Annotated in this window: 32 protein-coding genes; 5 read left to right on the top strand and 27 right to left on the bottom strand. The window is 64.9% G+C overall.

Translation table 11 applies throughout. The features are described 5' to 3' along the window. Positions 1–36 precede the first annotated feature (36 nt). The 20 genes from ABIC32_RS12220 to ABIC32_RS12125 all read right to left on the bottom strand — a co-directional run bounded on the left by ABIC32_RS12220 (position 37) and on the right by ABIC32_RS12125 (position 14566). Positions 37–1191: a phage tail sheath subtilisin-like domain-containing protein gene (locus ABIC32_RS12220; protein ID WP_354074356.1), complete on the bottom strand. Its 1155-nt coding sequence runs from the start codon at positions 1189–1191 to the stop codon at positions 37–39. 13 nt (positions 1192–1204) lie between these two features. Further along, positions 1205–1555 (bottom strand): GPW/gp25 family protein, encoded by a 351-nt coding sequence (locus ABIC32_RS12215; RefSeq protein WP_199060721.1) that lies wholly within the window; start codon positions 1553–1555, stop codon positions 1205–1207. After that, a complete protein-coding gene (locus ABIC32_RS12210; RefSeq protein WP_502909337.1) occupies positions 1552–2112 on the bottom strand; it encodes a phage baseplate assembly protein V in 561 nt (186 codons plus the stop codon). Before ABIC32_RS12210 ends, ABIC32_RS12215 begins: the two co-directional genes overlap by 4 nt. An 83-nt stretch (positions 2113–2195) precedes the next feature. After that, on the bottom strand, positions 2196–2627 hold the full coding sequence (locus ABIC32_RS12205) for a phage tail assembly chaperone (RefSeq protein WP_354074354.1): 432 nt from the start codon (positions 2625–2627) through the stop codon (positions 2196–2198). Positions 2628–2648: 21 nt separating this feature from the next. Further along, a complete protein-coding gene (locus ABIC32_RS12200; RefSeq protein WP_354074353.1) occupies positions 2649–4826 on the bottom strand; it encodes a gp53-like domain-containing protein in 2178 nt (725 codons plus the stop codon). A 1-nt stretch (position 4827) separates the two neighbouring features. Continuing rightward, entirely contained in the window at positions 4828–5385 is a 558-nt protein-coding gene (locus ABIC32_RS12195; RefSeq protein WP_354074584.1) for a phage tail protein I, read from the bottom strand. Continuing rightward, the gene (locus tag ABIC32_RS12190; RefSeq protein ID WP_354074352.1) at positions 5385–6278 is read right to left on the bottom strand and encodes a baseplate assembly protein; all 894 of its coding nucleotides are present in this window, start codon (positions 6276–6278) and stop codon (positions 5385–5387) included. The genes ABIC32_RS12195 and ABIC32_RS12190 overlap by 1 nt, the downstream gene beginning before the upstream one ends. A 77-nt stretch (positions 6279–6355) precedes the next feature. After that, positions 6356–7051, bottom strand: coding sequence for a phage virion morphogenesis family protein (locus ABIC32_RS12185; protein WP_354074351.1), 696 nt, complete (start codon positions 7049–7051; stop codon positions 6356–6358). Beyond that, entirely contained in the window at positions 7044–7556 is a 513-nt protein-coding gene (locus tag ABIC32_RS12180) for a phage tail protein (protein WP_354074350.1), read from the bottom strand. Before ABIC32_RS12180 ends, ABIC32_RS12185 begins: the two co-directional genes overlap by 8 nt. 86 nt (positions 7557–7642) lie before the next feature. Further along, positions 7643–8437, bottom strand: a complete 795-nt coding sequence (locus ABIC32_RS12175; RefSeq protein WP_354074349.1) for a COG4705 family protein — start codon at positions 8435–8437, stop codon at positions 7643–7645. Positions 8438–8496: 59 nt separating this feature from the next. Then, positions 8497–9117: a methyltransferase family protein gene (locus ABIC32_RS12170; protein WP_354074348.1), complete on the bottom strand. Its 621-nt coding sequence runs from the start codon at positions 9115–9117 to the stop codon at positions 8497–8499. A 315-nt stretch (positions 9118–9432) separates the two neighbouring features. Then, complete coding sequence (locus ABIC32_RS12165) at positions 9433–9879, bottom strand: hypothetical protein (protein ID WP_354074347.1); 447 nt, start codon at positions 9877–9879, stop codon at positions 9433–9435. Then, on the bottom strand, positions 9879–10340 hold the full coding sequence (locus ABIC32_RS12160) for an N-acetylmuramoyl-L-alanine amidase (RefSeq protein WP_354074346.1): 462 nt from the start codon (positions 10338–10340) through the stop codon (positions 9879–9881). The genes ABIC32_RS12165 and ABIC32_RS12160 overlap by 1 nt, the downstream gene beginning before the upstream one ends. After that, a complete protein-coding gene (locus ABIC32_RS12155; RefSeq protein ID WP_354074345.1) occupies positions 10337–10615 on the bottom strand; it encodes a hypothetical protein in 279 nt (92 codons plus the stop codon). The genes ABIC32_RS12160 and ABIC32_RS12155 overlap by 4 nt, the downstream gene beginning before the upstream one ends. Beyond that, positions 10612–10812, bottom strand: a complete 201-nt coding sequence (locus ABIC32_RS12150; protein WP_354074344.1) for a hypothetical protein — start codon at positions 10810–10812, stop codon at positions 10612–10614. The genes ABIC32_RS12155 and ABIC32_RS12150 overlap by 4 nt, the downstream gene beginning before the upstream one ends. A gap of 59 nt (positions 10813–10871) precedes the next feature. After that, on the bottom strand, positions 10872–11078 hold the full coding sequence (locus ABIC32_RS12145; protein ID WP_199060790.1) for a tail protein X: 207 nt from the start codon (positions 11076–11078) through the stop codon (positions 10872–10874). A gap of 20 nt (positions 11079–11098) precedes the next feature. Further along, positions 11099–11602: a head completion/stabilization protein gene (locus ABIC32_RS12140; protein WP_354074343.1), complete on the bottom strand. Its 504-nt coding sequence runs from the start codon at positions 11600–11602 to the stop codon at positions 11099–11101. 159 nt (positions 11603–11761) lie between these two features. Then, on the bottom strand, positions 11762–12532 hold the full coding sequence (gene gpM / locus ABIC32_RS12135) for a phage terminase small subunit (RefSeq protein ID WP_354074342.1): 771 nt from the start codon (positions 12530–12532) through the stop codon (positions 11762–11764). Between the two features lie 40 nt (positions 12533–12572). Next, positions 12573–13625 carry a phage major capsid protein, P2 family gene (locus tag ABIC32_RS12130; RefSeq protein WP_354074341.1) on the bottom strand — a complete coding sequence of 351 codons (1053 nt, stop codon included), beginning with the start codon at positions 13623–13625 and terminating at the stop codon, positions 12573–12575. A gap of 71 nt (positions 13626–13696) precedes the next feature. After that, positions 13697–14566 (bottom strand): GPO family capsid scaffolding protein, encoded by an 870-nt coding sequence (locus tag ABIC32_RS12125; RefSeq protein WP_354074340.1) that lies wholly within the window; start codon positions 14564–14566, stop codon positions 13697–13699. A 158-nt stretch (positions 14567–14724) separates the two neighbouring features. Between ABIC32_RS12125 and ABIC32_RS12120 the strand changes: the two genes are divergently transcribed. From ABIC32_RS12120 to ABIC32_RS12110, 3 genes are all read left to right on the top strand, one after another. After that, a complete protein-coding gene (locus ABIC32_RS12120; RefSeq protein ID WP_354074339.1) occupies positions 14725–16614 on the top strand; it encodes a terminase large subunit domain-containing protein in 1890 nt (629 codons plus the stop codon). After that, a complete protein-coding gene (locus tag ABIC32_RS12115) occupies positions 16611–17654 on the top strand; it encodes a phage portal protein (protein ID WP_354074338.1) in 1044 nt (347 codons plus the stop codon). The genes ABIC32_RS12120 and ABIC32_RS12115 overlap by 4 nt, the downstream gene beginning before the upstream one ends. Before the next feature lie 216 nt (positions 17655–17870). Continuing rightward, positions 17871–18668, top strand: coding sequence for a DNA adenine methylase (locus ABIC32_RS12110; RefSeq protein WP_354074337.1), 798 nt, complete (start codon positions 17871–17873; stop codon positions 18666–18668). Between the two features lie 114 nt (positions 18669–18782). On the opposite strand, the gene ABIC32_RS12105 is transcribed toward ABIC32_RS12110, so the two are convergent. Then, positions 18783–18980, bottom strand: coding sequence for a hypothetical protein (locus ABIC32_RS12105; RefSeq protein ID WP_354074336.1), 198 nt, complete (start codon positions 18978–18980; stop codon positions 18783–18785). Between the two features lie 62 nt (positions 18981–19042). Further along, positions 19043–19423, bottom strand: coding sequence for a hypothetical protein (locus tag ABIC32_RS12100; RefSeq protein ID WP_354074335.1), 381 nt, complete (start codon positions 19421–19423; stop codon positions 19043–19045). A gap of 219 nt (positions 19424–19642) precedes the next feature. Between ABIC32_RS12100 and ABIC32_RS12095 the strand changes: the two genes are divergently transcribed. Then, positions 19643–20050, top strand: coding sequence for a LexA family protein (locus tag ABIC32_RS12095; RefSeq protein ID WP_354074334.1), 408 nt, complete (start codon positions 19643–19645; stop codon positions 20048–20050). Then, positions 20047–21309 carry a Y-family DNA polymerase gene (locus ABIC32_RS12090; RefSeq protein WP_354074333.1) on the top strand — a complete coding sequence of 421 codons (1263 nt, stop codon included), beginning with the start codon at positions 20047–20049 and terminating at the stop codon, positions 21307–21309. The genes ABIC32_RS12095 and ABIC32_RS12090 overlap by 4 nt, the downstream gene beginning before the upstream one ends. A 197-nt stretch (positions 21310–21506) precedes the next feature. Here the strand turns inward: ABIC32_RS12090 and ABIC32_RS12085 are convergent, their stop codons facing one another. From ABIC32_RS12085 to ABIC32_RS12065, 5 genes are all read right to left on the bottom strand, one after another. Continuing rightward, entirely contained in the window at positions 21507–21890 is a 384-nt protein-coding gene (locus ABIC32_RS12085) for a hypothetical protein (RefSeq protein WP_354074332.1), read from the bottom strand. Positions 21891–21949: 59 nt separating this feature from the next. After that, positions 21950–23188, bottom strand: coding sequence for an AAA family ATPase (locus ABIC32_RS12080; RefSeq protein ID WP_354074331.1), 1239 nt, complete (start codon positions 23186–23188; stop codon positions 21950–21952). 449 nt (positions 23189–23637) lie between these two features. Beyond that, positions 23638–24306, bottom strand: coding sequence for a hypothetical protein (locus ABIC32_RS12075; RefSeq protein WP_354074330.1), 669 nt, complete (start codon positions 24304–24306; stop codon positions 23638–23640). Continuing rightward, positions 24303–24737 (bottom strand): hypothetical protein, encoded by a 435-nt coding sequence (locus tag ABIC32_RS12070; RefSeq protein ID WP_354074329.1) that lies wholly within the window; start codon positions 24735–24737, stop codon positions 24303–24305. The genes ABIC32_RS12075 and ABIC32_RS12070 overlap by 4 nt, the downstream gene beginning before the upstream one ends. Positions 24738–25902: 1165 nt before the next feature. Next, positions 25903–26145 carry a helix-turn-helix domain-containing protein gene (locus ABIC32_RS12065; protein WP_354074328.1) on the bottom strand — a complete coding sequence of 81 codons (243 nt, stop codon included), beginning with the start codon at positions 26143–26145 and terminating at the stop codon, positions 25903–25905. Positions 26146–26240 lie beyond the last annotated feature (95 nt).

The raw sequence follows: 26240 nt of genomic DNA, 5'->3' as shown, positions 1-26240 counted from the left end.
GTCAGCCGGGGGATTGCTTGGGGCGAAGGGTTGGGGTCAGGCCGCCAGGGCGAAGGTGTCGGCGTAGAACTCGTCGGTGATCTCCGACGTGATCCCGAGATCCTCGAGCGGCGCGCAGGGCGTGTAGCGGTAGCCGATCTTCAGCTTGCCTGCGGCGAGCTGGTCGGCGGTGTTGCCCGGCGCCAGGAAGGCTTCGGCCCCGATGATCCGGCCGGCGAGCTTCTCGCGGCGGAACATGGCGTTGATGCTTTCGATGATGTCGGCCGCCAGCTGGGCGGTCAGCGGGCGGTCCACATAGGGGAAGACGCCGTCCGCGATCGTGTCGCGCAGCACCTGGTTGGTGCGCACAGCGCTTTCGAAGGCGAACCGCGGATCGTCCGAGCAGGTTCGGTTGCCCCAGAAGCGATAGCCGTTGCGGCGGATCAGGCCCGTCACGTCCGCACCGTTGATCAGCCCCATCTCGGTATCGGGGCTCTGGAAGTCCCAGGTGCGGGGACTGACGATGCCGACGACGCCAGGAACGGCGACGTTGGAAAGCGTCTTGTGGTAGCCGACTTCGCGGTCCAGCCAGCCGCGCAGGCCGACGGCATGGGCGGCGGCGTAGCTGGCGATCTCATCACCCTCTCCATCGACGGCCTTGAAGTCCCGATCGATCAGCATCAGCTCGCGGACGCCGAAGCCGTCGCGGTAGGTCTTGATCTCGGCCGGCGTGTCGCCGATCGCGGCGGCGTAGGCGAAGGCGTTGAGTTGCGGCGCGACGACGCCTAGGGCCGTGGCGACGGCCTGGGTGTCCAGACCAGGACAGGCGATGATACGGGGGCGAACGCCGACGACTTGTTCCGCCAGGCGCAACTGCTGCAGGCCGGCGATAACCTTGGCGTCGCGGTCGGCCGCGATCTCGGCCGGGGTGTCGCCGGTCCCCTCGCCTACGCGGACGACGACGCCGATCGAGCGGCCGGTGTTGCTGATGGCGCGCAGGACCGTGGCCAGCGAGCCCAGCTCGCCGGCGTTCTCGATCGCCGCAGGCAGATCCGTGACCAGGACCGCCGTGTTCAGAGGGAAGGACGCGGCGACGGCGTCTGACGCCTGGGCGACGATGCCCCAAACCGACGTCGCGGCGACGGTCAGGGTCAGGACGCCGGCGGCGGCTTCAGCGATGCGAACACCATGCGGACGGGGCGTGAGGGCCATGGGGGTTTCCTTGTCAGCGAACGGGAATGAGGAGATCGACGGCGGGCTTGCGGGGCAGATCGACGCGCTTGCCGGTGAGACGCAGGGCGGCGACGCCGGCGGCGCCCGCCTGAAGGCGGACATGGGTCAGTCGCAGGCGCGGCTCCCAGGCGAGCAGCGCCATGGCCGTCGCGGCGAAGAGCTTGATGGGGAGACGGCTCGGCTCGATCGGCTGGTCGATCAGATCCGGCAGCTCGGAGCCGTAGCTGCGGCGCAGGACACGCGAGCCCAGCGGCGTCGTCAGGATGTCGCCGATCGACTGCACCAGGTGGGCGTCGGAGTTTGGATCCAGCGTCGCGCCGGTGAAGCGGGACATGCCGGTCATTGGGGCGGCCCCGATACGGCCGAGCCGCTCTGGACCTGGGTGTGTTTGTGACCCTTGAGGCTCTTGCCGGCCCCGACGACGTCGACGTCGGCTTTGATCGTGCCGGTGCAGGTCAGGTCGCCCTGGACGGCGACGTCGGCCGCGAGGGTTACGCCGGCGGCGGCGGTGATGATCGCCGAACCCGGCAGGGCGAAGTCCAGGACCTGGCTCTCCGGATCGTATTTGATCAGAGCGCCGTCCCTGAAGCGGATGGCGACGGCCGCGCCCAGGAACAGCGGTGCGAACTGCGACGACGGAAAGCTGGCGTCGATATAGGCGCGCTCGTCATCGCCTTCAGGCGAGACCACGCACACCTGCTGACCGACTGTCGGCGCCATCCAGATCGTGGTGTCCCCGACCTGCATATTCCAGTCGATCGGCGGGGACATGGAGCCATCGCCGAAATCGACCACGGCCTTGCCGGCGTCGAGATCCACGGACGCGATCGCGCCCTCACGCACAAGGCGGCCGATCGCGCGATCGGAGTCGGCTCCAGCGGTGTGAGGGCGGCGGTTCATCGGGCCGGACGATGGCGCAGCCCCTTACGCCACGCGCGGCGCGCCTGTTGTCAGGACCGCACCGCACAACAGCGGGAACGGGCTCAGGCGGCCGCGAACAGCTCCGGCGCCAGGGTCGGCCATTCGACGTCGGCCGGGAAACCGGCCTGGTCGGGAAGGTCGCGCAGCAGTTGGATGTGCTGAAGCACCAGGGTGAAGTCCTCGGGCGTCAGGGTCGTGGTGACGCCAAGGGTGATTTCGTCACGGTGCCGTTCGACAAACCAGCGCAGACGCGCGATCTCGGCGTCGCGTCGCCGGCGAACGACGAGGGCGATAGCCTCGGCCGGCAGCGCCGGCGCGTCCACAGCAACGGGCGCCCCATCCGGACCCGCCTGGATGATCTGGCCTTTGGTAGTCGCCTCGATCAGCTCGGCATGACGCTCGGGCGCGACCTCGGCTGTGTCTTCGGGAAGCGTCGCTTCCCAAATGTCGTCGTCATAGAAGGCGCCTGTGGTGGGGCTGAAGAAGATGGTCATCAGGGATTCTCGGCCTTAAGCTTAGACATAGGGATCCACCTGACCGCCACCGCCGCCAATGCCGCCGCCGCCGCTTCCATAGGCAGGGTCCGGCGTCCCGCTGACGCGGCCGATTGCGATCCAGTCGAAGCCATCGACATTGCCTGACGAGCCGTTGGCCCGGTTCGCATAGAAGACGATCCGATCCAGGTGCTTCGAAACCACCTGCATGTAGTAGTCGGAGTTGACGTTGCTGCCCGGATTGCGCGGGTTCGCCAAGGCAATGAGGCATCCGCCGCCGAAGGCGATCGGCAGATAGGCGTGGGCTTGTCCCTCGGGAATGTTGGACGTCGAGACGCCCCACTGGATCATCAGCCCAGTGCCAGGGATTTTCGCATAGCCGCTCGATCCAAGCGACGAGGTAGCGTCGCCCATATGCAGAAGGGCATGGGAGACGGCGTTATCGACGTTCGCGACGAAGCGATCGCCGTTCCACCCGAAGTTCACCAGGTGAGGGAAGTTGTCCGGATTGACGGTGTTGACCTTGCCGGCCGGATTGAAGTTCGCAGTGTCCCAAGGCGTAGCGCCGTTGAAGCTCGGCCGCTTGGTGAAGATCCAAGACCGATTGTCGTCAGTGCCGAAGTACATGTTGCCGTTCGGCCCATCGCCATAACCGATGAAGCCGTAGCGGACGCCATCAACCCGGAACTCAATGACCCCAGGGCGATCGTCTCCGCCCATCATCCATATCTGACCGCGCTTTTCGGTCCCGAAATAAGACGTCCCCGTGAAAGACGGCGTGGCCGCATTCGCTTTGAGGTTCGGATCGAAGTTCCCGGTGTGGAATATGTCGCGAAGGCCGCCCCCCATCTGCACCCGAAGGCTGGTCAAGTTCTGGCCGAAGCCACCACTGAGGACGAGATTCCCGGCGTTGCTTGTCGCCGAATAAGCTTGAAGAAACAGCGTGTCGCCGTCGCCGATCAAACGGGCTCGGGCGTTGGCGCTAAGGAAGTGCAAGCTTCCGTAGAGGATCGGGTCGTTGACTGTCGCCTTAGTGTTGGGATCGAAGTTGCCGGGGTCCCAGACGCGGCCGTGCTGGGAATGCACGTTGCCTGACAGCGCCCTGAACGAGCCATCATCGCCGTGCTGGAAAAACTTCTCCTGGCCTTCCGCGCCTGTGCGGACGAGCAGATTGTTCGTATTCGCGTCGCTGTAGAGCAGGGCCCGTCCAGCCCCCACGCGAACGAGAGCAAATCCCACGTTTGCGCCTAGGTCGGCTTTGGTGGCGGGGTTGAAGTTTCCGGAATGCCAGACGGGGTTGCCTCCGCTGCTCAGTGCAGGTGAGTTGAAGGGCCTATTCGTGGCCAGATCACCCCCCGAGAGCAGGATGAATTCGTCGCCGTCGCCGAAATAGAGAACGCCAACGCGACCGCCTCGGGTCACCCGCACGTCGGCAAAGTTGGCGTTGGCGCCCAAGCTGGCCCGGAGAGCCAGCGCCATGGCCAAGCCGGTGATTTTCTCCATCGCCAGGGCCGGAATGCGGCCGACGTCGAACACGCCGCTGGTCGTATCGCCGGCGTCGTGTTTGTGGCCTGTGGCGGATTTTCCGGCGAGAGCTTCCGGCAGGCCGTCAATGCTGGACATCGCATGGCGGTGAATGGCCGCCGCGAAGTTGGTCGCCCAGGACTGAAACGTCTTAAGCAGGCCGAAGGGCGTCACGACGACATCGGCCCGGGCGCCGGCGGCCGCCTCCTCCCAGGTCGCCAGTTCGACCACGCCCACACGTTCGGTCGTCGCCGGCGGATTGATGAACCCCGTCCCGCCGAACTGGATGACTGCGGTGTCGAGGGTCTTGAAGGTGATGTCGGCCGACAGCAGCACCATCGCACCAGCGCTCTTCTCGACCACCACGTCCGGCGCGCTGAAGACCGCGAACAGAACGCCCGTCGAAAGGTAGAGGCCGAACGACCTCACCGAATAGACGGCCGTCGTCTCGTCATTGATGGTGACGTGGATCACGTCGTCCGCGACGATGTCGCCGCCGAAGGTAGTGACGCGCTTCACCTCGCCGGGAAGCGCGGTCAGGCCCTTCAGCGAGCCGGCCGTGTGGACCGGGCTGACGCCGACGTGGGAGATTGTGACGGCCGAGGTGCCCGTGTTCGGCCCGTTGGGCAGGGCGGCGCGGCCGGCGTCGGTAATGGTGATCTGTAGTCCGGCCATGTCAGGCGGCCTCCTCGAGCTGCAGGCGGCGGTAGTGGGCGGGGCGCGCGCCGGCGGCGACGCCGAGCCCCGCCTCGGCCTTCAGGCCCTGGGTGAAGGTGAAGCGGGAGCGGACCGGCTTGGTCCGATCGACGGCGGCGATGACCTCGTCCACGAAGTCGGCGCTGGCGGCCTCGCCATCCTGTCCCGTCAGAGACAGTATCAGCTGGAAGGTGTGAGGCTCGCCGGGTGGATCCTGCTGCCACCATTCCCGCAGGGCGATCTGTCCCCCGAAGGCCTGGACGACCTGGCGCACCGATTCCGCCGTGCCGCGCATGCGCGCGACGTTGATGGCCTGGGCCACCACATTGCGCTTCACCGCCAGCGGCCAGTTCGAGTTCCACGATCCGACCGCCCGCTCGTAGGCCAGCCAAGGCAGGATCTCTGGCGGACATTCATCCGCCAAGCGCAGGGCGCGCAGCGGAACCGGAATAGCGTCTATGCGCCGCGTCAGGGCCTCGAGCGCCAGCTCGACGCTGGTGGCGTTGGGCGGGAGAAGGCAAAGCTCGTCGCGGACCATCACGTATCGGTCCCCGAATGGGTGACCTGGACGCCCGTGCAGCGCGCCGCCTGAAGCTCGGTCGTGATGATGTTCGCGACCGGCGTGACCAGGTGGACGTCCTGAACGCCCTCGCCGGCGAGCGCGGCGTAGATCTTGGCCAGGGTGACGTCGCGGCCGAGGCGGAAACTGTCCGAGACATATTTCTGTAGTCGGGCGACTGCCTCCGATCGGACCACCTCCGCGTCGGGACCGGGGAAGGTCGTGATTTCGGCCTCGACGGCGTAGGTCAGGACCTCCGCCGGCGCGACCACCACATGATCGGTCAGAGGCCGCTTGTCGTCGGCCGAGACTGCGGCGTTGACCAGGGCGAGCAGCGGCGCGGCGGGAATGCCGCCGTTGGAGCGCGACAGGACGGTCACGACCACCTGGCCCGGCGAGGGGCTGGTGCAGCTGGCGTCCAAGACATCGCCGCTGGCGTTGCGAGCGAGCGAGCGATAGGCGCCCTCGGGACCGGCGACGGACAGGGCCTCGGGCGCCAGGAGGATCCTGTCGCGGAAGTCGTTATCGGATTCCATGACGGCGGCCACGCCGGTCTGTGCGTTCGCGGGCACGAGGACGAGGCGGGCGAGACCCCAATCCGCGCCGCGATGATCGAGGTCCGAGCCGACGGCGTAGGCGAGCATGTTGGCGCGCGAGGCGTCATTGACCCGCTGGCGCATGGCGAACTCGCGCATGGCGAAGACCTGGATCAGTTTGACCAGGGGATCGCTTTCCAGCTGAAGGAATGGGGCGAGGGCCGGATCGAGGGCGATCAGCTCGGCCTTGGCGTCGGCTACGATCTGCTCGATGCTCAGCACCTGGACGACTGCCGGCATCGGCAGGCCCGACAGATTGACGGCCGTGTTGCTCATGCCGAGCGTTGTCGCCGCCGGAAGGCGCGGGTCGCGAGACGGGCCTGTTGTCAGGACCGCACCGCACAACAGGCGGGCTAGGCCTTGGTCGCCTCCGCGACGTGATCGAGGAAGCGCGCCAGGAGGTGTTCGTCATCGGCCTGGCTGAAGCCGAGCAGCTCGCGCTGCGGATAGTCGGTCTCAGGCCCGCCGGGCGTAACGCGGTCCTTCAGGCCATAGTGGTGAACGCGGGCGATGCGGCTGGCGCGGTTGGTGAAGGCGACCCAGGCCTCGCCCGGCAGAGCGCCGGCTTTGAGGTGCGAGAATCCACGCAGTTTGGCGAACATGCGCTGGGCCTTTCGCCGGACGCCGCCCCGCGCGCCGCGTATGCCCTCAGGCAGGGCGCGGGGATCTGCGGAGCCGGCGGCCGGCAGATGCTGGGCGATGCGGTCTTTTCGGAACGTCCGGATCCCTTCGGCCTCGCGGTCGAAGCCTATGATGGTCCCGCCCCGGCCGACCCAGCTGCGCAGATCCGCGAGCCGGACGTCGCCGCCGGCCTTGCGGTAGAGGAAGCGAACGGCGCGGCTGGCGGGCTTTTGCCCCTCACGCGGCTTACGCTCGGGCCACGGGGAGCCATCCGGCGCGACCTGCCTGGCCATGCGCTGCTGCTGCGAGCGGCGGATGTCATGGGCGAACCGGCGCAGAAGCTTGGACTGTTCGGCAGGGCTCATCTGCTCGAGGAAGGCCGAGGCGATCTCCTTCAGGCGCAGCAGCTCGTCCGCGCGATCAGCCATCGAGGCCGGCATCCGGATGGTTGTCGCAATGCAGGATCAGCTGGTTGTCCAGGTAGACGGCGTGCAGCGGGACGCCTTCGATCAGGGCGAACGGCATGGGTTCATCGGGCCTGGTCAGATCCGCGCCGCCGCCGCCGGGCCGGGGGACCAGGGTGACGACTTCGGTCAGCTTCAGCCGCACCATGACGTCCACGACGTCGTCAGCCATGAACTCGACGTCCATGCTGAAGGCGTTCTTCAGCTTGTCGGCCGTGGCGAAGGCGTCGTGCTGCCAGCGCTGAAGCCAAGTCAGGATGGGGACCGCGATTTCGTCGGGCGAGCCGGTGAAGTCCAGGAATCCGATCGCCAGGGTGTAATGCCAGACATAGGCCATGCCCGGGCGCCCATCCGCCACGGGCGTCGCGTCCTGCATGACCATATGCAGATCGGCCGGCCGCTCACTGTAGCGGTGCTTGGCGTCCAGGGCGGCGACCAGGGCCGCGCGAAGGATGGGGGGCTTTCTCATCAGGGCAGGATGGGAGACCTGCCCGGCCTTGTCGGGTGTGCTTGGATGTCAGCGCCGCACCGCACAACAGTTAGCGTGATTGGAGGTCAGGCGGCTGCAGGACTGCTTGCGGAGGGGTGGCTGCCGGATTTCTGTGGAAGCAGCACGATCAGCCCTAAAATAACCACGGCTAGTAACCCTGAAGCGAGCGGGCGACTGAAGGCCAGACCACCATGATCGATAGGCTTGTCGAGGAAGTCGCCCACCACAGCCCCAAGTGGGCGCGTCAGAATGAATGCAGCCCAGAATAGCAAGACCCGGTTTATGCGGGTCCAGACCGCAAGCCCAGCCACAATCGCCAGGAGACTGCCGAAAAGAACGGCGGCGCCGAGATATCCAAAACCGCCGGTGTCTGCGGTCCAATCACCCAATGCGGTCCCCAGGGTCTGCGACAGCGTAATGGTCAGCCAGTAGAAAAGCTCAACCTTTGGGTCTGCGACATGATCAGAGGACACCGACCCCAACGTGAGCTTCCATGCGAGAAGCGAAGCCAGCACGGCTGATAGCAGCAGCGCTGAGCCGCCGGTGTAGCCGATCCCTAAAGAGCGCGTCGCGTAATCCGCCAGCGTAGTACCGGCTGTCGTCGAAGCGATTATGGTCGCCCAATACAGGAATGGGTGAAACCGCTTCGCTCGCACTTGTATGATCACCAAGGCGATCAGCACCGCTGCGAAGATCGCCGTGCCTGTCAGATAACCGAGCTTCATCGTCATGCTGACAGTGTCACCCCCGGTTTCACCTAGCGTGGTCGCAAGGATCTTGATGACCCAAAAACCCAGGGTGACGGCAGGCACTTTGGAAAGAGCCTCGTGCGGCTCAGCGATCTTGTCGGCGTCAGTCACCAGCGAGCTCCATCGGTGAGCAGACGTTTTACCCACATGACGGCGACAATACGTCGCACCTAGGGGAGCGTAAACATCGCATGGACCCAGCCAACGTCCTGCGCATGCTCAAGAGCCTCAAACAGGGGTATGACGAGCAGGAACGCCAGGCCGTCCCGAAGGGTGGTGAGGAACAGGGTCGGTTTGATTTCCAGCGTGTCCTGATCACGCCATTTGCTGAAGCGGGGCCAGAACCGAGGCGTTCTCGCCATATAGGCCTCGTAGTCCGCCCCGAAGGTCGCTTTCAGCCAGTCCTCTTCACGACGCACCGTCGCATAAAAAACCAAGAAGGCGATGAGCGTGAACAGGCACGACATCAGAACGGAGCCGGTCTGAGCTCCCATGCCGAAAGCGCCAATGAAGCTGAAGACGTAGAGCGGGTTCCGGCTGACCGAATAGGGACCACGATCCACGATCTCGGCCTTCTTGCGCCCACCAATGTAGAGCGAGCACCAAGACCGTCCAACAATACAGATGATGATGAGAGCGAGGCCGAACGCTTCCCACGCCTCATGGAAACCCTCAGCATTTATCGCCGTGTGGGTGATCGCTGCCAAGGCGCAGACGCCGACGACGCACACCGCCAGGACGGCCTTGCGGATCAGCTGCACGCGTCGGAGATGGTCTGGATCAGCGGTCACATCGGCCCCCTTGATGTTGATGATCCGCGTTACGCGCGCACACCATCAACGTCTAGACGCCACGCAGCTCTATACCCGCTTCCCCCCCCCAAGTCGGACACTCGCAACGTAGTATTACGGGTAAAACGCTAAACTCTGCTTCAGCGCAACGCCCTCAGCCACGCATCCTCGTCGTCATGCTCGCCCTGGTGGACGTCGACGGCGAGCTGACGCGCTGCGTCGCAGGCGACGATTATCGCGCCCCTGGCATAATAGGCGGCTTCGAGATCCGCGTAGGTCGGCAGATCCGGCAATCGCGGGAGGGCGCAGGGGGCCTTAGCGGTCGCCGGCATCTCCCTGCGCGGCGGGGTCGGGAGCGCAGACGGCAGGACGCGCGTTGCACAGGCGCTCATGCTCGCTACGCAGGCGAGCGCGGCGGTCAGGATCAAGATCTTCGTTCGCATTGGGTGCAGCCCTGGCTTGGGTTGTGAGTTCGGCGGCGATGGTTTCGGCGCGGCGCACCTGGCCAAGCGTGTGCTCGACCTTGCGCGTGGTATCGCGAGCGCCGGCGGCTTCCTGGGCGCGGGCGCCGGCGGCGATCGTCGCCGTGACCGCCGTGGTTTGCGCCGTCTCGAGCCGCTTCTCAGCGGTGTTGAACGGATCGAACCGGAAGCCGAGGCCGCCCAAGACGGCGATCGCCAGCCAGCCCAGCGCCAGAGCGGCGAGAACGCCCAGGGCCCAGCCCCAGGGCGAGGCGAAGTTAAGGGTGCGGGTCAGCTTCATCAGCGCTGAACCCGACCCTGCGCCCACCACAGATCGACGTCGAAGGTCGGGCATTCCTTGACCCACTCACCCGGCGTGATGACGCCATCGCGGTTGCGGTCGGGGGAAAGGTCGCGATGGCCGCAGATCCTTGAGCCGGGGAACTGGCCCTGGAGCTTGGTCAGCAGCTCCCGCAGCGCGGCGAACTGCGCCGGCGTGAAGTTGATCTCGGCCTTCAGGTCCGGACGGACACCGCCGACCATGCAGATCCCGAGGGAGCCGTCGTTATGGCCCGTGACGTGCGCGCCCATGACATTGTCGGCCCGGCCCTTCTCGACAGTGCCGTCGCGGCGGATGACATAGTGATAGCCGATGTCTCGCCAGCCCTTGGCCTTGTGCATGGCGCGGATCTCGGCCGCGCCGATGTCCCGGTTCGCGGGCGTCGCGGAGCAATGGACCACAAGCAGCTTCACGGGTTTCATGACGGATCTCCGGGGGGACGGGTGAACGGCAAACGGCCGCGGATCTCGGCGAAGATGCGCGCGAGCTGGGGCGCGCTCGGCGCGAGCAGGTAGTAGGTGACGACCAGGGCCAGCAGGCCGAGCTGCCAGAGGGCGACGAGTTGAAGGTCGGCCGCCGGCATCCGCCAGATAGTCCAGCCAAGCAGGGCGAGCTGGATGGCGGTGAACGTCCAGGTGAATATGCGCCGAAACAGCCACTGGCCTTCAGGCAATGGATCCTGCGGGTCCGGCGTCATGGGGCCACCCTCCCCCGCTCGCGTTCGCGCTCGAGCTCGGCGCGGATCCAGGCGACGTTGGTGCGGATCTCGACCAGCTGGCCATCCTTCAGCGGCTGGGTGATCTCCTGAAGATTGCTGACCTGGGCCTGGACGCGCGATCCATAGGCGACGGCGCCGGCGAACTGGACCAGCAGCGTCACGACGACGGCGATCATTGCCCAGTTCACGGTGCTAGTCGGAAGGGATGAGTGCGGAAGCGGTTGAGCGGTCATGATCAGTCCCAGAGCTGGACGAGCGGCGTGGCGGCCGGCGCGGTCGCCGACACGGGCAGGACCACGCGCTGGTCGCGCGCCAGGAAGAGGCCGGCGTCCGCGAGATTGGGGTTGGCCTCGAACACCTGCTCGACGGCCGACGAGCCGAGGCCCAGCACGCGCCAGACCAGGGCGTCGACCGTCTCGCCGGCGAGGGCGAGCACGGTCATCGGTGCGGTGAGCCTTGCCATCAGATCAGCCTCGCGCGCGTACGGGGCTTGCCGAGGAACTGACGGACGGCATGACGGGTGTTCTTCTGGTGGATGAGGGTCTCAGACCCGAGCGCTTCGGCCCGTTCAGCGCCGGCGCTGGTCAGCCCCTGCCCCAGCATCCGTTCGCCCAGATCCGCGCCGATGACGGAGTAGATCGCGCGGGTCCAGCGATGGCCGTAGTCGTTGATGCCATCCACGCTCAGAACGCGGGCCGGCACGTCCTCGAGCCTCGCGATCCCGGCCGCCTCGTGCTTGGCGCGCCAGGCGACCATGTCCGGTTCGCTCGCCACATCGACGATGGCCTGCCGCACCGCGTCACGCAGCCGTTCGGGCGTGACCTTGGTGTTGATGTCGACGGCTTGGCGAACACCCGTGATGTTCACGTCAGGCCACCAGCCATCGGCCTTGACGACGTCGGCCTCGGGCAGGCCAGCAGGCGGGATGGCGTCGGTATTGGGAGGGTTGAAAGTGAAGCCTGACATGGCGCTAGCGAGGGATGTCCTGTGGGGTGCCGCCTGCTGGCTTCACTTTCGTAGTTGTCACCCCTCGGTTACGGCGGTGGGGAGGTCGGTCGGACAGCAGTCGGGCGAACCCGTTGCTGCCGGACCAACCTCCGCCGCCGAGCGCCGGGGGGCGATGGCTTAACCTGCCCCTTGCTGGGGAGGCGTGATCGTCTCGACGGCCGCCGCGTCCTTCTTCAGGGCGCGCTGCAGCTGGTCGATTTCCTTTTTGACGCCTGCCTTCGGGTCCAGCTCGAGCGCGCGGAGATAGCGGGCGAGCGTCTCCTGCCGGCGGGCATGGCCGTCGTCGTCGCTTGCGGCCATGGTCTTGGCGATGGCCTTCTGAAGCTTGGCGCGGACCTCGTCGTGCATGTCCTCGAGCTCGACCAGGTCCTCGAGCTCGCCCAGGACTTCGATCGCGACAGGCGGACGGTTGGCCGCTTCGCCCAGGGTCAGGATCTCCAGCGCCGCATCCGCAATCTCTTCAGTGATGAAGGTCGCGGCGGTGCGATTGATCCGCTCGGGCATCGCCAGCTTGTGGCGAAGGACATGCGCGATCATCGGCATGGCGACGGCGAAATCGCCGACGTCGATGCGCCAGATCATGATGGTGGTGAAGACGTCGTCGTGGAAGCCGCCGCCGCCCGCCAGGACGCCGGCGACCCAAGCGTCATAGAGCGGCAGCAGCTCGCGCTTCGTCTCGATCTTGCGTTCGCGCGATTGAATGGCCTTGAGGGTGCGGAGGTGATCGAAAAGCTGCAGCTTCATCTGCGCCGCCTCGCGGGCGACGGGGCCGTCGTCATCGTTGGCCCGAGCCGTGGGCGCCACGAACCCGCGCCCAGCCATGACCGTCCCGCCCATGGAGGCGAGGACGAACTGCTTATGGCGTTGGAAGGGATCGATCTTGCGCATCAGGCTCGGGCTCAGGTGGGGTGGAAGGGTTAGACGGGGCTCAGGCCCCGCCTTCCTCTGACCAGTCGCCGATCTCGATTTTTTCGATCAGCACAGCCGCGCCGATGCGCTCGATGACGTAGGCGTCGTTCGAGGACTCGTAGTTCTCGATCTGATCGTGCTCGGGCACATCCTTCAGGTGACGGCGGCGGCCGCCCACCTGCCAGTAGATCGACAGGTTGTCCGGACGGGTCAGCAGCAGTGTGTCGGCCGGGAAGTAGGGCTGGGTGTTGGCCACCAAGTTGCCCATGCGCTTCTGCGCAACGACGGTCTGGGCCGCGAGGGTTTCGGACGGCTTGTTGGCCTGGTTGATCACAGGGAAGTATTTGTCGTGCAGCAGCTCGCGACCACACAGGGCCTCGATGCCGGTGTCTTCACGATACTGCGGCTGCATCAGCATCAGCGCCGACATGACCAGGGCGTCCATGTTCGCGAAGTCGCCGCCGGGGCCGACGCGGATAGAACGATAGACAGGCGGCGCGCCGTTGGCGGCCGTGTTGATGCCAGGGATGACTTGCGCCGGCGCCTCTTCCTTGAGGATCTGCAGCCAGCCCTTGTTGACGTCCTGCAACAGCGGGAACTCGACGATGTCGGTTTCTTCGGCGGCTTCGACGCCGTTCCAACCGATGATCAGACGGTCCAGGCCCTGCTGCTGGATACAGTGGTCGCGGACTCGGGTTTCGAAGTCAGGGAACTCCGACCAGGTGTCGAGGGTCTCATAGCGGATGTGGGTGTCGAAGTTGGTCTTCTCGCACTTATAGCCGCGCTTATCGAGCGTGTGGGTCGCCCGCGTTTTGCGCGTGCCGCCGCCCGAGGTGTTGGTGCGGCTGGCGATCGGGCCGGTGTTTCCCAGGCCCAGCTTGGCGCCTTGGCCATCGCGGACGGGAACGACGTTGATGCGCTTCAGGAAGTCGGCCGACTCCAGGATCTTCGATTCCAGCGTCTGCTGGACCGTCGGAGCGATGCTGAAGCTGACAGCAGCGCTGGACACGCCGTTCAGCGCCGCGATCCGCGTGCTGTAGGCGTTGAACTTGACGCGGGTTTCGTTGCGCATGGGATCAGGGGTCCGAGAGTTGTTGAGCGGTCAGGTGCGAAGGGTCGGACGCAATGGTCCGTGGCTGCGGATCAGCAGTCGGTGACGATGGCGCCGGCGTCGCCAGAGGCGGTCGGTCGCGGGGTGAAGGTCTGCGGCGCCGTGGATTCGAGATCGGTTTTCAGCGACGAAAGCTGGGACGTCAGCTCCGCGAACTTGGCATCAGCTGCTGCGCGATCGGCTTGGCGATCGGCGGCCAGAGCAACGGTCAGCCCTTGGAACATGGTGGCGAAGTCGCCGCCTTCAGGCTTGGCTTCGGCTTGAGGCTCGGGCTTCGCCTCGGGCTCTTTGCCGGTCAGCTTTTCCACCACCAGCTTGGCGAACTTCTCCAGGGCGCTTTCGCCGCCGGCGTCCGCCACCTCAACGAACTCGAACGACGTCTCAAGGGCGGCCGAGAAGTGGTTCGCCTTGTCCTGCTTGCGGCTGTCGAAGGTGGCCTTCAGCGCGGCGGCGGCGGCGTCATCGGCCTTGGCCGAGAACTGCAGGATGTCGGTGCCCAGGGAGGCGGGGCTGTCGGTGACCGCCAGGCCGACAAGGTAAGCCTTGCCGGTGTTGGCGAAGTTCGGCGCCACCTCGATCGAGGTGTAGATCTTCTGCTTGTCCTTGGTCAGCGTCACCAGCTGGGGCGTCGGGGCGATCTCGGCGAAGAGCGCCAGGCGCTTTTCCTGGACATTGTTCAGCTCGATCGTGACTTCCTCCGCCTTGACCGAGAGGACATCGCCGTAGGCGTTGAAGGGCGGCTGCGGCGAAAACCCGCGAATGTGCTCCATGTTGACGCGGGCGCCGTAGGTTTGCGGCTTATAGTTCCCGGCGATGTCCTCAATCCACGACCGCTCGATCGTGCGGCCATCGGTTGCGGTGGCGCCCTCGACGGCGACGCGGAAGAACTTCGACTTGAGCATTCGATCCTCGGGATAGGTTCGGCTTCTGCAGCCGCCGTTTGAGGCCGCAGATCACCGCCTTGGGCCGATGTTTCTCAAGGCAGGCCTGTTGTGCGGTGCGGTCCTGACAACAGGTCCGACGCCCATCGCGCGCGGGCGCGCGGTTAGCGTCCGCCGCGATGAGGCAGCGCCCGAAAAAGCAGGAAGAGCCGATTGGCGGCGACGATGACCTAGGCGTGCTGCTGGCCCGCAACGGGGGCTTCAGCTTCCCCGTGGCTGAAGGCCTGGATCAGCGGCGCGCCGCAAAATTCCTGTCGTGGGCCATGTGGCGGTCCAGCGAGATCGCCGAACTTCTGGGGCTATCGGAAAACACCATCGCCAGTTGGCGCAAGCGCGACGGATGGGAAGCCGCGACGCCGCTCGAGCGGATGGAAGGGATTGTCGAGGCGCAGTTCATCAGCCTGGTGCTGAAGAAGGACAAGTCCAGCCGCGACGTGCGCGACATCGATCTGTTGAGCCGTCAGGCCATCAGCATCGCCAAGATCCGGAAGTTCCAGGAGGCCGGCGGGCACAGCGGGCACCTCAACGACAAGATCGCGAACCGGAACGCCGCCGAGAAGAAGAAGCCCAAGCGAAACGTCATCACCGAAGAGCAGCTGGAGATCCTGCGCCAGCGGCACCTGGACGAAATGTTCGGGTACCAGAAGGAGTGGCACCAGGTCCGCGATCTCCGCCACCGGATGATTCTGAAGTCGCGTCAGATCGGCGCGACCTTCTATTTCGCTCGCGAAGCCCTGATCCACGCGCTCGAGACCGGCAACAACCAGATCTTCCTGTCAGCGTCCAAGAGCCAGGCGCAGGTCTTCCGGGGCTACATTGTCGATTTCGTGCGCGAGACGGTCGGCGTCGATCTGACGGGCGAGCACATCACGCTGGATCGTGGCGAGGGCGAGAAACACCCGACGCTCTACTTTCTGGGCACCAATAGCCGCACCGCGCAGAGCTATCATGGCGACCTGTATTTCGATGAGTTCTTCTGGGTCCACGGGTTCAAGAAGCTTGAAGACGTCGCCTCCGGCATGGCGTCGCACAAACAGTACCGCCTGACCTACTTCTCGACGCCGAGCTCGATCAACGACGAGGCCTATCCCTTCTGGACCGGCAAGGCGTGGAACGCCGATCGCGCCAAACAGGACCGCATCGAGATCGATGTCTCCTGGAAGGCGCTGCGGGATGGGCGCCAGTGCGAGGACGGGATCTGGCGCCAGGTCGTCACGATCGAGGACGCGGCAGAGAAGGGCTGCACCCTCTTCGACTTGGTCGGCCTGCGCAACCGCAAGAGTGCCGCCGCCTGGGCGAACCTCTACATGTGCCAGTTCGTCGATGATTCCCTTTCCGTCTTCCCGATGGCGGCGCTGAAGCCCTGCCAGGTCGAAGAGTGGGATGTCTGGAAGGATATCGACTTCGGCAAGCAGCTGTTGGGATATGGCCGGCCGTACGACGGCGAAGTCTGGCTGTCCTACGACCCCAACGGCGACGGCCCCAACGCGGACAACGCGGGCCTTGTCCTCGTCGCCCCTCCCGAAGTGCTCGGCGTTGGGAAGTTCCGCGTGATCTGGCGCGAGCAGTTCATCGGCTCGGACTTCGAAAAGCAGGCCAAGCGGATCCAGAACCTGTGCGACCGCTACAACGTCACGAAGATCGACATCGATGAGAGCGGCCTAGGCAAGTCCGTGCTGCAGCTGGTGCGCAAGTGGTTCCCGAGCGCGCGGGGCCACATGTACAGCCCGATCACCAAGACCCGGATGGTCCACAAGACGCTGAACGTCGTCGGCCACAAGCGCCTGGAATATCCGATCGCCTGGACGGACCTGACCGCCGCCCTGATGTCGATCCGTCGGACGCTGACCAGCAAGGGCCAGCACCTGACCTATGAAGCGCCCCGCACCAAGAGCAGCGGGCACGGCGACCTCGCCTGGGCTCTGTTTCAAGCCCTCGACAACGAACCACTGGAAGCCGCCGTCGGCGGGGTCCGCAAGGGCCGCGTCCGCGTCCTGGAGAAATCATGACCAAGTCCCCTGCCCCCGAAACCGCAGAACCCATATCCGGCGAAGTGATACCGGCCAGCGCCGGCTCCCAAGGCGTCCGATCGTTCACGTTTGGCGATCCGGAGCCGGTCATGTCGCGGCGCGAGCTGATCGACCATCTGGAGTGCTGGAACAACGGCCGATACTACGAGCCGCCTATTCCGCTTGGCGCGCTGACGCGGGCCGTCAATGTCAGCCCTCACCATTCCAGCGCGCTCGAATACAAGCGCCTACAGCTGGTCCGTGACTTCATCCCCCATCCAAAGCTGGACGCGATGACGTTCGAGGGCTTTGCCATGGACTTCCTCGATCTGGCGAACGGCTATCTCGAAGCCGTACCCAACCGGCTGGGCCGGCCGCTGAAGCTGCGCCGATCGCTGGCGAAATACACCCGCCGAGGACTGCGCGACGGCGACTTCTTCTTCGTGAAATCGACAGGCCAGGAACATGCGTTTGCGCCAGGGGCCGTGTTTCAGCTCATGCGGCCTGGTCTCGATCAGGAGATCTACGGCGTTCCCGACTATCTCAGCGCCCTGCAGTCAGCCTTCCTGAACGAGGCGGCCGTGCTGTTCCGCCGGCGCTACTATCTGAACGGCTCCCACGCCGGCTTCATCATGTACATCACCGAAGCCGATATGCCGGACGAGGATCTCGACGTCCTCGAGGCGCAGCTGAAGAGCGCCAAGGGCGTGGGGAACTTCTCGAACCTGCTGCTGCATGTCCCCAACGGCAAGGAAAAGGGCGTCCAGCTGATCCACCCGGGCGAGGCCGCAGCAAAGGACGAGTTCCTGGGCGTGAAGGGCACGACACGCGACGACATCCTGGCGGCGCACCGGGTTCCGCCGGTCCTGATCGGGGTGGTGCCGGTCAACGCCGGCGGCCTGGGCGATCCGGAGAAGGCCGAAATGGTCTACTATCGCAGCGAGGTCGTGCCCCTGCAGAAGCGGTTCCTGGCGGTCAACGACTGGCTGGGTGAAGAGGTCGTCCGCTTCGCTCCCAGGGACTATTCGAAGGCGGCCTAGTTGTCGCAACCGCACGGCACAACGGCCGGCGCTGGGCTATCGAAGGGCGGTGCTCGATGTGGGCGCCGCCCTCGTTGTTTAGAGGCGGGGGCCGAGCGTTTGCCGCGCTCGAGCCGCCGAGCCGTAACTCAGCACGTCCAGGGGTGCACGCCCCTTTCGCCCCGCCACCGGCCTGACCGGCGCGGCGCAAATGCTGTTGAGTCGACCATGAACGCAATGACCCTTTCCCCCGTCACGCCGGTGCGCCCGATCGCGCCCTACATCGGCGGCAAGCGCAACCTGGCGCGCCGTTTGTGCGCCCTGATCGAGGCGACGCCTCACACCACCTACGCCGAAGCCTTCGTCGGCATGGGCGGCGTCTTCTTCCGGCGACAGTCCCGTCCAAAGTGCGAACTGATCAACGATTGGTCCGGCGACGTCGCCAACCTGTTCCGCTGCATGCGCGCCCACCCCGGCGCCCTGGTTGACCTGGTCGCGCTGCAGCTCCAGTCGCGGGCCGAGTTCGACCGCGCCATGCGCGAGGATCCAACTACGCTGACCGATCTTCAGCGCGCCGCGCGGTTCGTCTACCTGCAGAAGACCGCATTTGGCGGAAAGGTGAACGGCCGGAACTTCGGCGTCCGCACCGATGGGCCGGCGCGGTTTCGATCGAGCCAGGTTGGCGACGACCTCTTGGCCGCAGCCAAGCGCCTCGAGGCGGTGACTATCGAGCAGCTCGGCTGGTCGGAGTTCATCGCCCGCTATGACCGGCCCGGCGTGCTGTTCTATCTCGATCCACCATACTACGGCTGCGAGAACGACTACGGCGACGGCATGTTCGGGCGCCAGGAGTTCGGCGCCATGGCCGAGCAGCTGGCTGGGCTGAAGGGGCGGTTCATTTTGTCGCTCAATGATCGCCCGCAGGTGCGCGAGATCTTCGCGCGGTTCCAAGTCGATCCCGTCGGCACGCACTATGGCCTCGCCGGCCGTGGCGCCCAGGCCGCGTCCGAGGTCATCGTCACTGGCGGTAGCTGACATGACTAGCGTTGTTCTCCCCAACCAATCGGGTCGGGGAGAACAACGCCACTGCATTCGATGTTTAGCCTCGGAGTTCTTGGGCCGAGCCTACATCATGCTCAACCTAAAGGCTCAGCACGGCACCTGGGTTGTCACCACTTCACAGTTGCCGGTTGTTCGGCTGCAGATGACCTCAATGTCGAAACAGATGTCGGCATTATCCTTCGGCACCGACTGGGCACGTGCCGATGGAACGGAAACAGCGAAGCTTGCCATGATTGCTGCAGCCAGCACCGGCACAGTTGCGAAACGACGGTTCTTCATCTTCATCCCCTCCAGGATCACGCGACATTATCGTCGCGACAGACACCGTCGCACGTCGAGGGCGAGAGTCAATCAATCACGGGTTTTATGTGCTTAGGTAGGATTGTGCCGACATCCTCCTTGAAGGACGCTCGGCCGACTTGCCCCGTTTCGTCTTGATACACGTCGAACCACGCCCACGTGCCCGCAGGGTATTTCGCGTGATCCAGTGTGACAGATACGTCGCCGGAAAGTGCGTCAACAGCCTTGGCATCAAACGGGCAGGAGGAGGGCGACGTGAGCTGACACTGATCCAGCGGGTGCCCCGTCCCCGGCCACCAGCACTGGACAACAGCCTTCGACTTCCAGGGAGCACAATCGGGGCCTGACAAGGACGCTTCATGCGGAGCTTTCGCGCATCCGCAGAACGCCACCATGATAGCTGTCGCCGACAGCGTCTTCATTTTCATGGCTACCTCCTCATAAAGCACAACGCTGAGCTTGTGCCATCACAACCAAGGCTGCAACCCCTCGACCGAAGCTCCCGACATCCACAGGAAGGAACAAACGCGGAACATTTTTCCTTTTCCTGATGTGTAGGGCCGCGTAAGGCGCGCGGAGGGTCGGTTGGCGATCAAGAGCGAACCGAAGGCATGGCGACGAGGATTGGTGTTTCTGTCAGGCTTGGCTTGGGCCAGCCCCTGCCCTTCATGGGCGCAAGCCTGTGCGCCGGCTTTCCGTCGCCGGCGGACGACTATCTGGAAGAGGCGCTGGACCCCGCCCAGCTGATCGTCACCAACCCGACCGCCACTTTCGTCTGGCGCGTCGCTGGGCGCAGCATGATCGGCCGAGGCATTAACGACGGCGATTATGTCGTCGTGGACCGATCACTGGCGCCGCGTAAGGACGACGCCGTCGTCGCCGTGATCGATGGTCAGCCCAGCGCCAAGCGCGTGGTCCGCCTGCCGGGCGGTCGTCTGGCCCTGGACTTCGACAACCCGACCATGACGCCGCTCGTCCTGGATGAGGCGTCCGAGGCCCTGATCTGGGGCGTCATCACTTGGTCGCTGACGCCACACCGCCCGGCGCCGCGATGAGCCGCCGCGTCTTCGCCCTATCGGATGGGAACAGCTTCTACTGCTCGTGCGAGCGGGTCTTTGATCCGGCGCTCGAGGGCCGGCCGGTCATCGTGTTGTCGAACAACGACGGCTGTGCGATCGCCCGCACGCCAGAAGCCAAGGCGCTGGGCATTCAGATGGGCGATCCCTGGTTTAAGATCCGCGACCAGGCCACGGCCGCAGGCGTCCTGGCGCGGTCCTCGAACTACGTCCTGTATGGCGACATGAGCCGACGGGTGAACGACGTCTATCGGCGCTACGCTCGCGACGTCGAGATCTACTCCATCGATGAGAGCTTCCTGGACTTCACGGGCGACGCCGACCCGGCTAGCCAGGCGCGCGACATGCGCGCCACCGTCCGTCGCTGGACCGGGATCCCGACCTGTGTCGGCTTGGGACCGACGCGCACGCTGGCCAAGGTGGCGAACCATCTGGCCAAGAAGCGGCCCGAGCTGGCGGGCGTGTGTGATCTGACCGAGCCGACGTGGCAGGACGCCCTGCTGCCGACCGTCGAGGTCGCGGACGTCTGGGGCGTCGGCCGGGCCTCGGCCGCGAAGCTGACGGCGATCGGGGTGACGACGGCGGCGGATCTACGCGCCATGGATCCGCGCGCCGCGCGCGGCTTGCTTACGGTGACTGGCGAGCGCCTGGTCCTGGAGCTGCGCGGGATCCTCTGCCAGGATCTCGAGCTGACGCCGCCCACACGAAAGGGCATCGCGGTAACGCGGATGTTCGGTCGGCCGATCACAGACCTGGACGAGCTGCTCGAGGCCGTGGCCAGCTATGTCGCCCGCGCCGGCGAGAAGCTGCGCCAGCACGGTCTGGCCTCCGCCGACATGACCGTCTTCTTCCACACCCGCGCGCATGCGGCTGGGCCGCCGCGATCGGTAAGCGGACGCGCCGCGCTATGGACGCCCAGCAGCGACACGACCGAGATGATCGCGGCCGCCACCGTCGTGGTGCGGCGGCTGTGGGCGCCGGGCTTCCGATACGCCAAGGCCGGGGTGATGCTGGACGACTTGGTGCGAGCGGGCTCAGCCACCGGCGACCTTCTGGCCAAGGCCGATCTGCGCCGCGAGCAGCTGATGGCCGCGCTCGACCAGGTCAACCGCCGACATGGGCGCGGCGCGCTGGTGCCGGCGCGGGCCGGACTGACAAAGAGGTGGTCGACCAAGGCGGACATGCGCAGCCCGGCCTACACGACCAGGCTGTCAGAGACCCCGATCGCGCGGGCGTGAGGCCGCGACAGGCCTGCGCGGGCGCCGGAGGGGTGGCACCCCTCGTGGCCCCCAAGAGCCGCGCTCATTCCCCCACCTCGCCCGCGCGCTTTATGGGTCGCAATTCTTGCATCTGTCGAACCCTCCAAAAGCCAGTGCGCAAGCGCCGCAGAAAGCTTATGTTGAAGGCCGTTCGCCAGTGCAGTTCCTTGCAGCGATCAGCGCTTCCCAGATGCTTTCAGCAGATCGGCGATGACAAAATCGCGCCTGCTGGAGTGAACGTGCAGCGCCGCGCCCCCGTGTGCCCTGGCGAAAGCTAGCCTGTGACGGGCGATGCTGGCGGCTCCTAGAGGAGACTGCCGAGACACGATCACGGCGCAGATGGGCTCACGATAGTCACGGTCCTTTCGAAAATGCTCTGTCGTAGCTGATACCTGCTTTAGGGCATGTTCGACCCTACCGCCCTTGAGCTCAACTACCGCCATGCCGACACCTACTTCTTCAACAGCAAAATCTGCTGCAAGGCAGTTTTTCAAAAGACATCCATCGACAATATACTTCGTGTAGTCTTTCCTGAGTGGATTTTGGAACGTGGCGTGCATTCCAGAGTCCGAAACACGAACATTGCTGTCGTTGCAGCTCTTTATGCATGCATCTGACATCAGTTTTGAAACTCTAAGTCTATCAGAGCGCCAAATTGATCAGCGAGATCAGCAGATATCGAATCAATGTAGTTCGTATCAATCAGGCCGTCTTCATCCAAGATGCTCTTCAGTTTGCCGCGGTCGATTGCATATGCCGAGAGCCGCTCAGGAGTCAGCCATCGTTCAGGCTCAACGACCTCCGCAATACGTTGTGCCAGATCTGGCCGCGCGCCCGCCAATCCGCCTGCGCGAAGCAAGTTGTTCATTTTGGAAAGACAATATGGACTATGTGTGGTTATGAACATCCTCATATCTGAGGCCTCACTGCCTACAGTGTCCACAAGCAAGTCTATCAGTTGAGATTGTGCCGAAGGGAATAAATGAGCCTCCGGCTCTTCGATGAATACGACTGAACCTTCGGCATTTATGTAAGAGGCATACCCGAGCGCGACCTGTAGAGGATAAAACTCCTGCTGGCCTGATGACATCAAGCTGAGAGGTATCGTCCGACCGTCTTCTGATTTCAGGATTTCTCGATCACCCTCTCGGACTACTCTACCGCCCATAATACGGCGCGCTTGAGGTTGATTGAGCACCTCGTCGGGCATCGGGAAAGCGTCGTCGCGCAGGGAAGTGATGAACCTGCCAAACCGCTGGGTAATCGAGTCAGTTACGACGGAGCTCCCTAGCGCTACTGCGGTTTTGCCCAGCGTAGTGAAGAAGGACCGTCCAGCAGGCACAAAAACCTGAGACCGGACATAGTCTGCCCCCATTATCAAAGATAGACTTTCCTGTTCGCGCTCCATCAGCGGCCAGAACTTCTCGAAAGCTGCTAGCGTATTAGCGTCTGGTAAAGCTATCGCAGCTCGGAAGTGCGAGAACTTCACGGCCAAGTCTGAAAGATACAAAGAGAAGGCTTCGTTTGCCTCAATGACTACTCGATAACGTTCGCTGCGATTTCTCGTAACGGAGAAGGTAAAAGGTCCTGCGACGTAGGTGATGCTGAATCTCTTGCTACCCCACGCCGTCGCCGGGAACTGCTCCACGAAACGATTTTCGAGGTTGGCGATGTAGCTCCGACTATCCTGCGTTTGAGCCGTGTCAACGACTCGCGCGATAGCCTCATTGAAGAAGTGCAGCAGCTTAGCGATTACGCTTTTGCCGCTCGCCTGCGGGCCGATCAGGACAGTGATTTGCGAGACGGTGAGATCAGCCTCATCGATGCAACCGAAGTTGTGAACTTGGAGCTGGGTCATGAAATCCAAATAGACCGAAGGCGCACGTAGCGCCAAACCGCTTGTGAGAATCTACGAAAAAGATTGATGCGGCGTTCCTGTATGCGAAGTAGCGCCCGGCTGTGAAGATTTTAGGTCAGATTGTCTAACGATCGGTCGCGGCCTCGCATCACCAGGCACCTAGAGGCATCGCGGGAGCTCGACCCCTCCGTCTTCGCCCAGCCCACATACGAGCGAGCAGACGCCGTCGTCGGCCGGTTGGCACGCGACAGCGTGGTTCAATGAGGCCGAGCACTGCTCGGCCCCCTGTTGTGAGGGGGATGAAAACCGCCCTTGGCGGTCGTTGTGATCCCGGGAAATGTTGTCGCGCGTCCTAGCGCGACGCCCTTCATCCCTTGATCATGTGGTCGAGCGACTAGCTCGACGCCTTCTAATCTTGAGAGAGGCCGGATTCAGACCCCTCAGGTGATTCATGGGTCAGATCTTCGACCAGCCTGGGGGCCGCGCTCGCTGCGCCGCGCGGCCGAGGCTTTCATCGCGCGCAGGCTGGCCTGCATCGCCGCAGGCATGGCCGACCAGCGGGCCTCGTCGTCTTCTTCGGCCTTCCGGGGCGCGAGCACCTTGGCAGCCGCCTGTAGGGCTTCCAGGGGCGCTTTCAGCCAATAGGCGTTCGAGGTCTGCTGCACCTGGTCACCCCGCGCGCCTTGTCGGCCGGTGGCGACCCAGCGACGGCGCCAGTCCAAGAAGCCGTGTCGCTTCAGCTGCGCCTTCCAGGCGTGGATGGATTTCAGCGGGACGTTCAACGCCTTGGCCAGCCACTTCACCGAAGGCTCAAGGCGGCCGCCCCGCTTGGTGGCTATGCCCACCAGGATCTCTGCCAGGCGGATGGCGCCGAAGCTGATGCCGCCGGCGTCGGTCTTGTCACGGGGCGCCGTGCCGGTGCGCTCGCCCTTGCGCCTCTGCTTCTCGGCGTGGATCCGCAGGGCCAACAGGATCCGCCGCCCCTCTTCCCAGCTGAGAGGCCGCCAGTTCTCGCCGCCGGCAGGCTGGCTGTTGCGCCGAACCGGCGAATGCGTTCGGCGTGTTTCAGGCTCGGGCCGTCGACGTCGGTGGCTGTGGTCGATCGGGACGGCCGTCATGTTGCCGCTCCCGCATCCATGGCGGCGCGGAGCCCAAGGCATAGTCGCTCGATCGCCAGAATGTGCGGCTCGATATCCCGCTTTTCATTCTCACTGATGTCGTCGTCCTTCGCCGCCTCGCGCACCAGGCGCTGGACGGTCGCCACGGTCTCGGTGAGCTCGCAGGCCTCGCTGACCGCGCATTGGGCGTCGCTGGGTGCTGCCTGCCGTGCGCAGAGCACCGCCGTGTAAATCTTCCGCTGGCAGACGCCCTCGAGCACCTCGACCGCACCGATCGGCATGGTGCGCGGGGTCGATGGGTCGCGAGTGTCATAGAGATGGGTCCGTCCGATCGGGAACGGCGAGACCTCAAGGATATTCAGGCAGGCGTCAGGGCCGCCACAGGCGTCCTGAAGCTCACGCGCTAGATACGCGTGCTGTCGCAATTGCATGGGGATTCGGTCCTCGCGAATCCGCCTGACGGCCGGTCCTGTCGGGGCGCAGACATGCAGTCGCCGAAGCGCTTCCCGCCCGGCGTTAGACATGAGCAATCCCGATGACCGTCCGTATGGCGGCCATGGTTGGCTGTGATGGGGGCAAGCCGTCCGCACGCGCCGCCACTGGCGATCACGATCAGCGCTGCAGAATTCCGCCCCCGGCGGGTTCACAGGGCTGTCGGCCGGTCATCGAACCGGGGCCGTCAGGCGGGCGAAGCGGGTGCTTTGCCGATGTGGGTCTGGCGCTGATCACGCTGGGGGGCCGGGCGTCGCTCGCGGTCCAGGCAAAGCCTCGCCAGGAGCCGGTGGCGGAGGGCCGTGAGGCGCGCGCAGCGACGTCGGCCGAGCAGGCGCGAGCGGCCGCGCAAGTGCGCCCCGTTAACTTTCGGGACGAATCGGGAACGGTTTTGAATCAGACCGGCGCCGTGGCGGAAGAAGGGGCTCTCGCGGCGGCTCAGCACTGTGTCCCTGCGTGGACGGGGGACGCGGCACTGGATGAGGGTGTCCCGCCGCCTACTGGCGCAATTGCTGTTCCGGCTTCAGCGGCGGGACGCTCGAGCGCGGGGGAAGATCCCGACGTCGAGATTTCGGAAAGGGATGCCCCGTCGTCGCTCCGGAGGGGGACCGCTGGCATGGCGGGTACGACGACAGGGCGCTCACCAGCGCCGGTCAGGCTGACGGTGGCGAGGTTGAAGGCGAGGAACCCGTGGTCCTCTCGCGAATACAGATCCGGCTGGGGCCGCGCGGTCAGCTCGTCCGCCAGTTCGAGCAACTCGGCTCGGGATAGCGGCAGGCCCAAGAGCGCCATGGGGGACGCGAATGGCCTCAGGCAGAAGCCGACGCCCTGGCAGTCCGGCCAGGCGCAGTCATCGCAAAAGTCCCCTCCCCCGACAGCCATCCTACAGCGCCCGCGCTCGATCAGCTTCCGCGAGCCATTGAGCGACTTCGTGTGGATCGCGGCCCAGCTCCTCGGCGATCTGACCCTGGGTCCAATTCTGCGCGTGGAGGCGGACGGCGAGGCGCCTGAGGCGGGCCGCCGATTGCGACTTCGGGTTCCGCCAGCGCAGCCAGACGTTCCATGTCAGTGCCGCCACGCCTGCGGCCATGCCTATCCAGCACATCATGCTGACACCTGGCTGCCGGTTGGCGCGCGGATGACGCGGACGTCGTGGAGGTCCGGCCGGGTCTCCCAGACGGGACACAACCCGTCAGTCATCCGATCGATTGCTATGGCGATCTCAGCCGTCGGGGTCAGAGATCCGTTCTCATACCCCGAGATCTGCGCCTTCGACCGAAGCCCAAGCCGCTTGGCCACCGCAGACTGCGGCCACCCCATTGATTTTCGCCAGTCTGATAACCGCATTACTGCGGTAGTTCACACTGTTTGAACTCGGAGTCAAATTCGATGGTTCAAATGGCGAGAAACGACGTATCGCGTTTGGGTCCACACAATGTGGA

It is taken from the genome of Brevundimonas sp. 1080, from assembly GCF_040545985.1.
In the GTDB taxonomy this organism is placed as follows: Bacteria; Pseudomonadota; Alphaproteobacteria; order Caulobacterales; family Caulobacteraceae; genus Brevundimonas.
Note: the sequence above shows the minus strand (reverse complement) of the source record. Positions and strands in the feature narration are given on the sequence as shown.

Bases quoted from the DNA above. Each gene is read 5' to 3' on its own strand.
- ABIC32_RS12085 (WP_354074332.1), bottom strand. From the start codon at position 21,890: ATGCACGCCACGTTCCAAAATCCACTCAGGAAAGACTACACGAAGTAT.
- ABIC32_RS12190 (WP_354074352.1), bottom strand. From the start codon at position 6,278: ATGAGCAACACGGCCGTCAATCTGTCGGGCCTGCCGATGCCGGCAGTC.
- ABIC32_RS12130 (WP_354074341.1), bottom strand. From the start codon at position 13,625: ATGCGCAACGAAACCCGCGTCAAGTTCAACGCCTACAGCACGCGGATC.
- ABIC32_RS12065 (WP_354074328.1), bottom strand. From the start codon at position 26,145: ATGCGGTTATCAGACTGGCGAAAATCAATGGGGTGGCCGCAGTCTGCG.
- ABIC32_RS12075 (WP_354074330.1), bottom strand. From the start codon at position 24,306: ATGACGGCCGTCCCGATCGACCACAGCCACCGACGTCGACGGCCCGAG.
- ABIC32_RS12115 (WP_354074338.1), top strand. From the start codon at position 16,611: ATGACCAAGTCCCCTGCCCCCGAAACCGCAGAACCCATATCCGGCGAA.
- ABIC32_RS12210 (WP_502909337.1), bottom strand. From the start codon at position 2,112: ATGAACCGCCGCCCTCACACCGCTGGAGCCGACTCCGATCGCGCGATC.
- ABIC32_RS12140 (WP_354074343.1), bottom strand. From the start codon at position 11,602: ATGTCAGGCTTCACTTTCAACCCTCCCAATACCGACGCCATCCCGCCT.
- ABIC32_RS12180 (WP_354074350.1), bottom strand. From the start codon at position 7,556: ATGAGAAAGCCCCCCATCCTTCGCGCGGCCCTGGTCGCCGCCCTGGAC.
- ABIC32_RS12080 (WP_354074331.1), bottom strand. From the start codon at position 23,188: ATGACCCAGCTCCAAGTTCACAACTTCGGTTGCATCGATGAGGCTGAT.
- ABIC32_RS12165 (WP_354074347.1), bottom strand. From the start codon at position 9,879: ATGAAGCTGACCCGCACCCTTAACTTCGCCTCGCCCTGGGGCTGGGCC.
- ABIC32_RS12145 (WP_199060790.1), bottom strand. From the start codon at position 11,078: ATGACCGTGCTCGCCCTCGCCGGCGAGACGGTCGACGCCCTGGTCTGG.
- ABIC32_RS12220 (WP_354074356.1), bottom strand. From the start codon at position 1,191: ATGGCCCTCACGCCCCGTCCGCATGGTGTTCGCATCGCTGAAGCCGCC.
- ABIC32_RS12200 (WP_354074353.1), bottom strand. From the start codon at position 4,826: ATGGCCGGACTACAGATCACCATTACCGACGCCGGCCGCGCCGCCCTG.
- ABIC32_RS12205 (WP_354074354.1), bottom strand. From the start codon at position 2,627: ATGACCATCTTCTTCAGCCCCACCACAGGCGCCTTCTATGACGACGAC.
- ABIC32_RS12150 (WP_354074344.1), bottom strand. From the start codon at position 10,812: ATGATCGCCGTCGTCGTGACGCTGCTGGTCCAGTTCGCCGGCGCCGTC.
- ABIC32_RS12215 (WP_199060721.1), bottom strand. From the start codon at position 1,555: ATGACCGGCATGTCCCGCTTCACCGGCGCGACGCTGGATCCAAACTCC.
- gpM (WP_354074342.1), bottom strand. From the start codon at position 12,532: ATGCGCAAGATCGATCCCTTCCAACGCCATAAGCAGTTCGTCCTCGCC.
- ABIC32_RS12195 (WP_354074584.1), bottom strand. From the start codon at position 5,385: ATGGTCCGCGACGAGCTTTGCCTTCTCCCGCCCAACGCCACCAGCGTC.
- ABIC32_RS12160 (WP_354074346.1), bottom strand. From the start codon at position 10,340: ATGAAACCCGTGAAGCTGCTTGTGGTCCATTGCTCCGCGACGCCCGCG.
- ABIC32_RS12125 (WP_354074340.1), bottom strand. From the start codon at position 14,566: ATGCTCAAGTCGAAGTTCTTCCGCGTCGCCGTCGAGGGCGCCACCGCA.
- ABIC32_RS12120 (WP_354074339.1), top strand. From the start codon at position 14,725: ATGAGGCAGCGCCCGAAAAAGCAGGAAGAGCCGATTGGCGGCGACGAT.
- ABIC32_RS12070 (WP_354074329.1), bottom strand. From the start codon at position 24,737: ATGCAATTGCGACAGCACGCGTATCTAGCGCGTGAGCTTCAGGACGCC.
- ABIC32_RS12100 (WP_354074335.1), bottom strand. From the start codon at position 19,423: ATGAAAATGAAGACGCTGTCGGCGACAGCTATCATGGTGGCGTTCTGC.
- ABIC32_RS12110 (WP_354074337.1), top strand. From the start codon at position 17,871: ATGACCCTTTCCCCCGTCACGCCGGTGCGCCCGATCGCGCCCTACATC.
- ABIC32_RS12090 (WP_354074333.1), top strand. From the start codon at position 20,047: ATGAGCCGCCGCGTCTTCGCCCTATCGGATGGGAACAGCTTCTACTGC.
- ABIC32_RS12185 (WP_354074351.1), bottom strand. From the start codon at position 7,051: ATGGCTGATCGCGCGGACGAGCTGCTGCGCCTGAAGGAGATCGCCTCG.
- ABIC32_RS12155 (WP_354074345.1), bottom strand. From the start codon at position 10,615: ATGACGCCGGACCCGCAGGATCCATTGCCTGAAGGCCAGTGGCTGTTT.
- ABIC32_RS12105 (WP_354074336.1), bottom strand. From the start codon at position 18,980: ATGAAGATGAAGAACCGTCGTTTCGCAACTGTGCCGGTGCTGGCTGCA.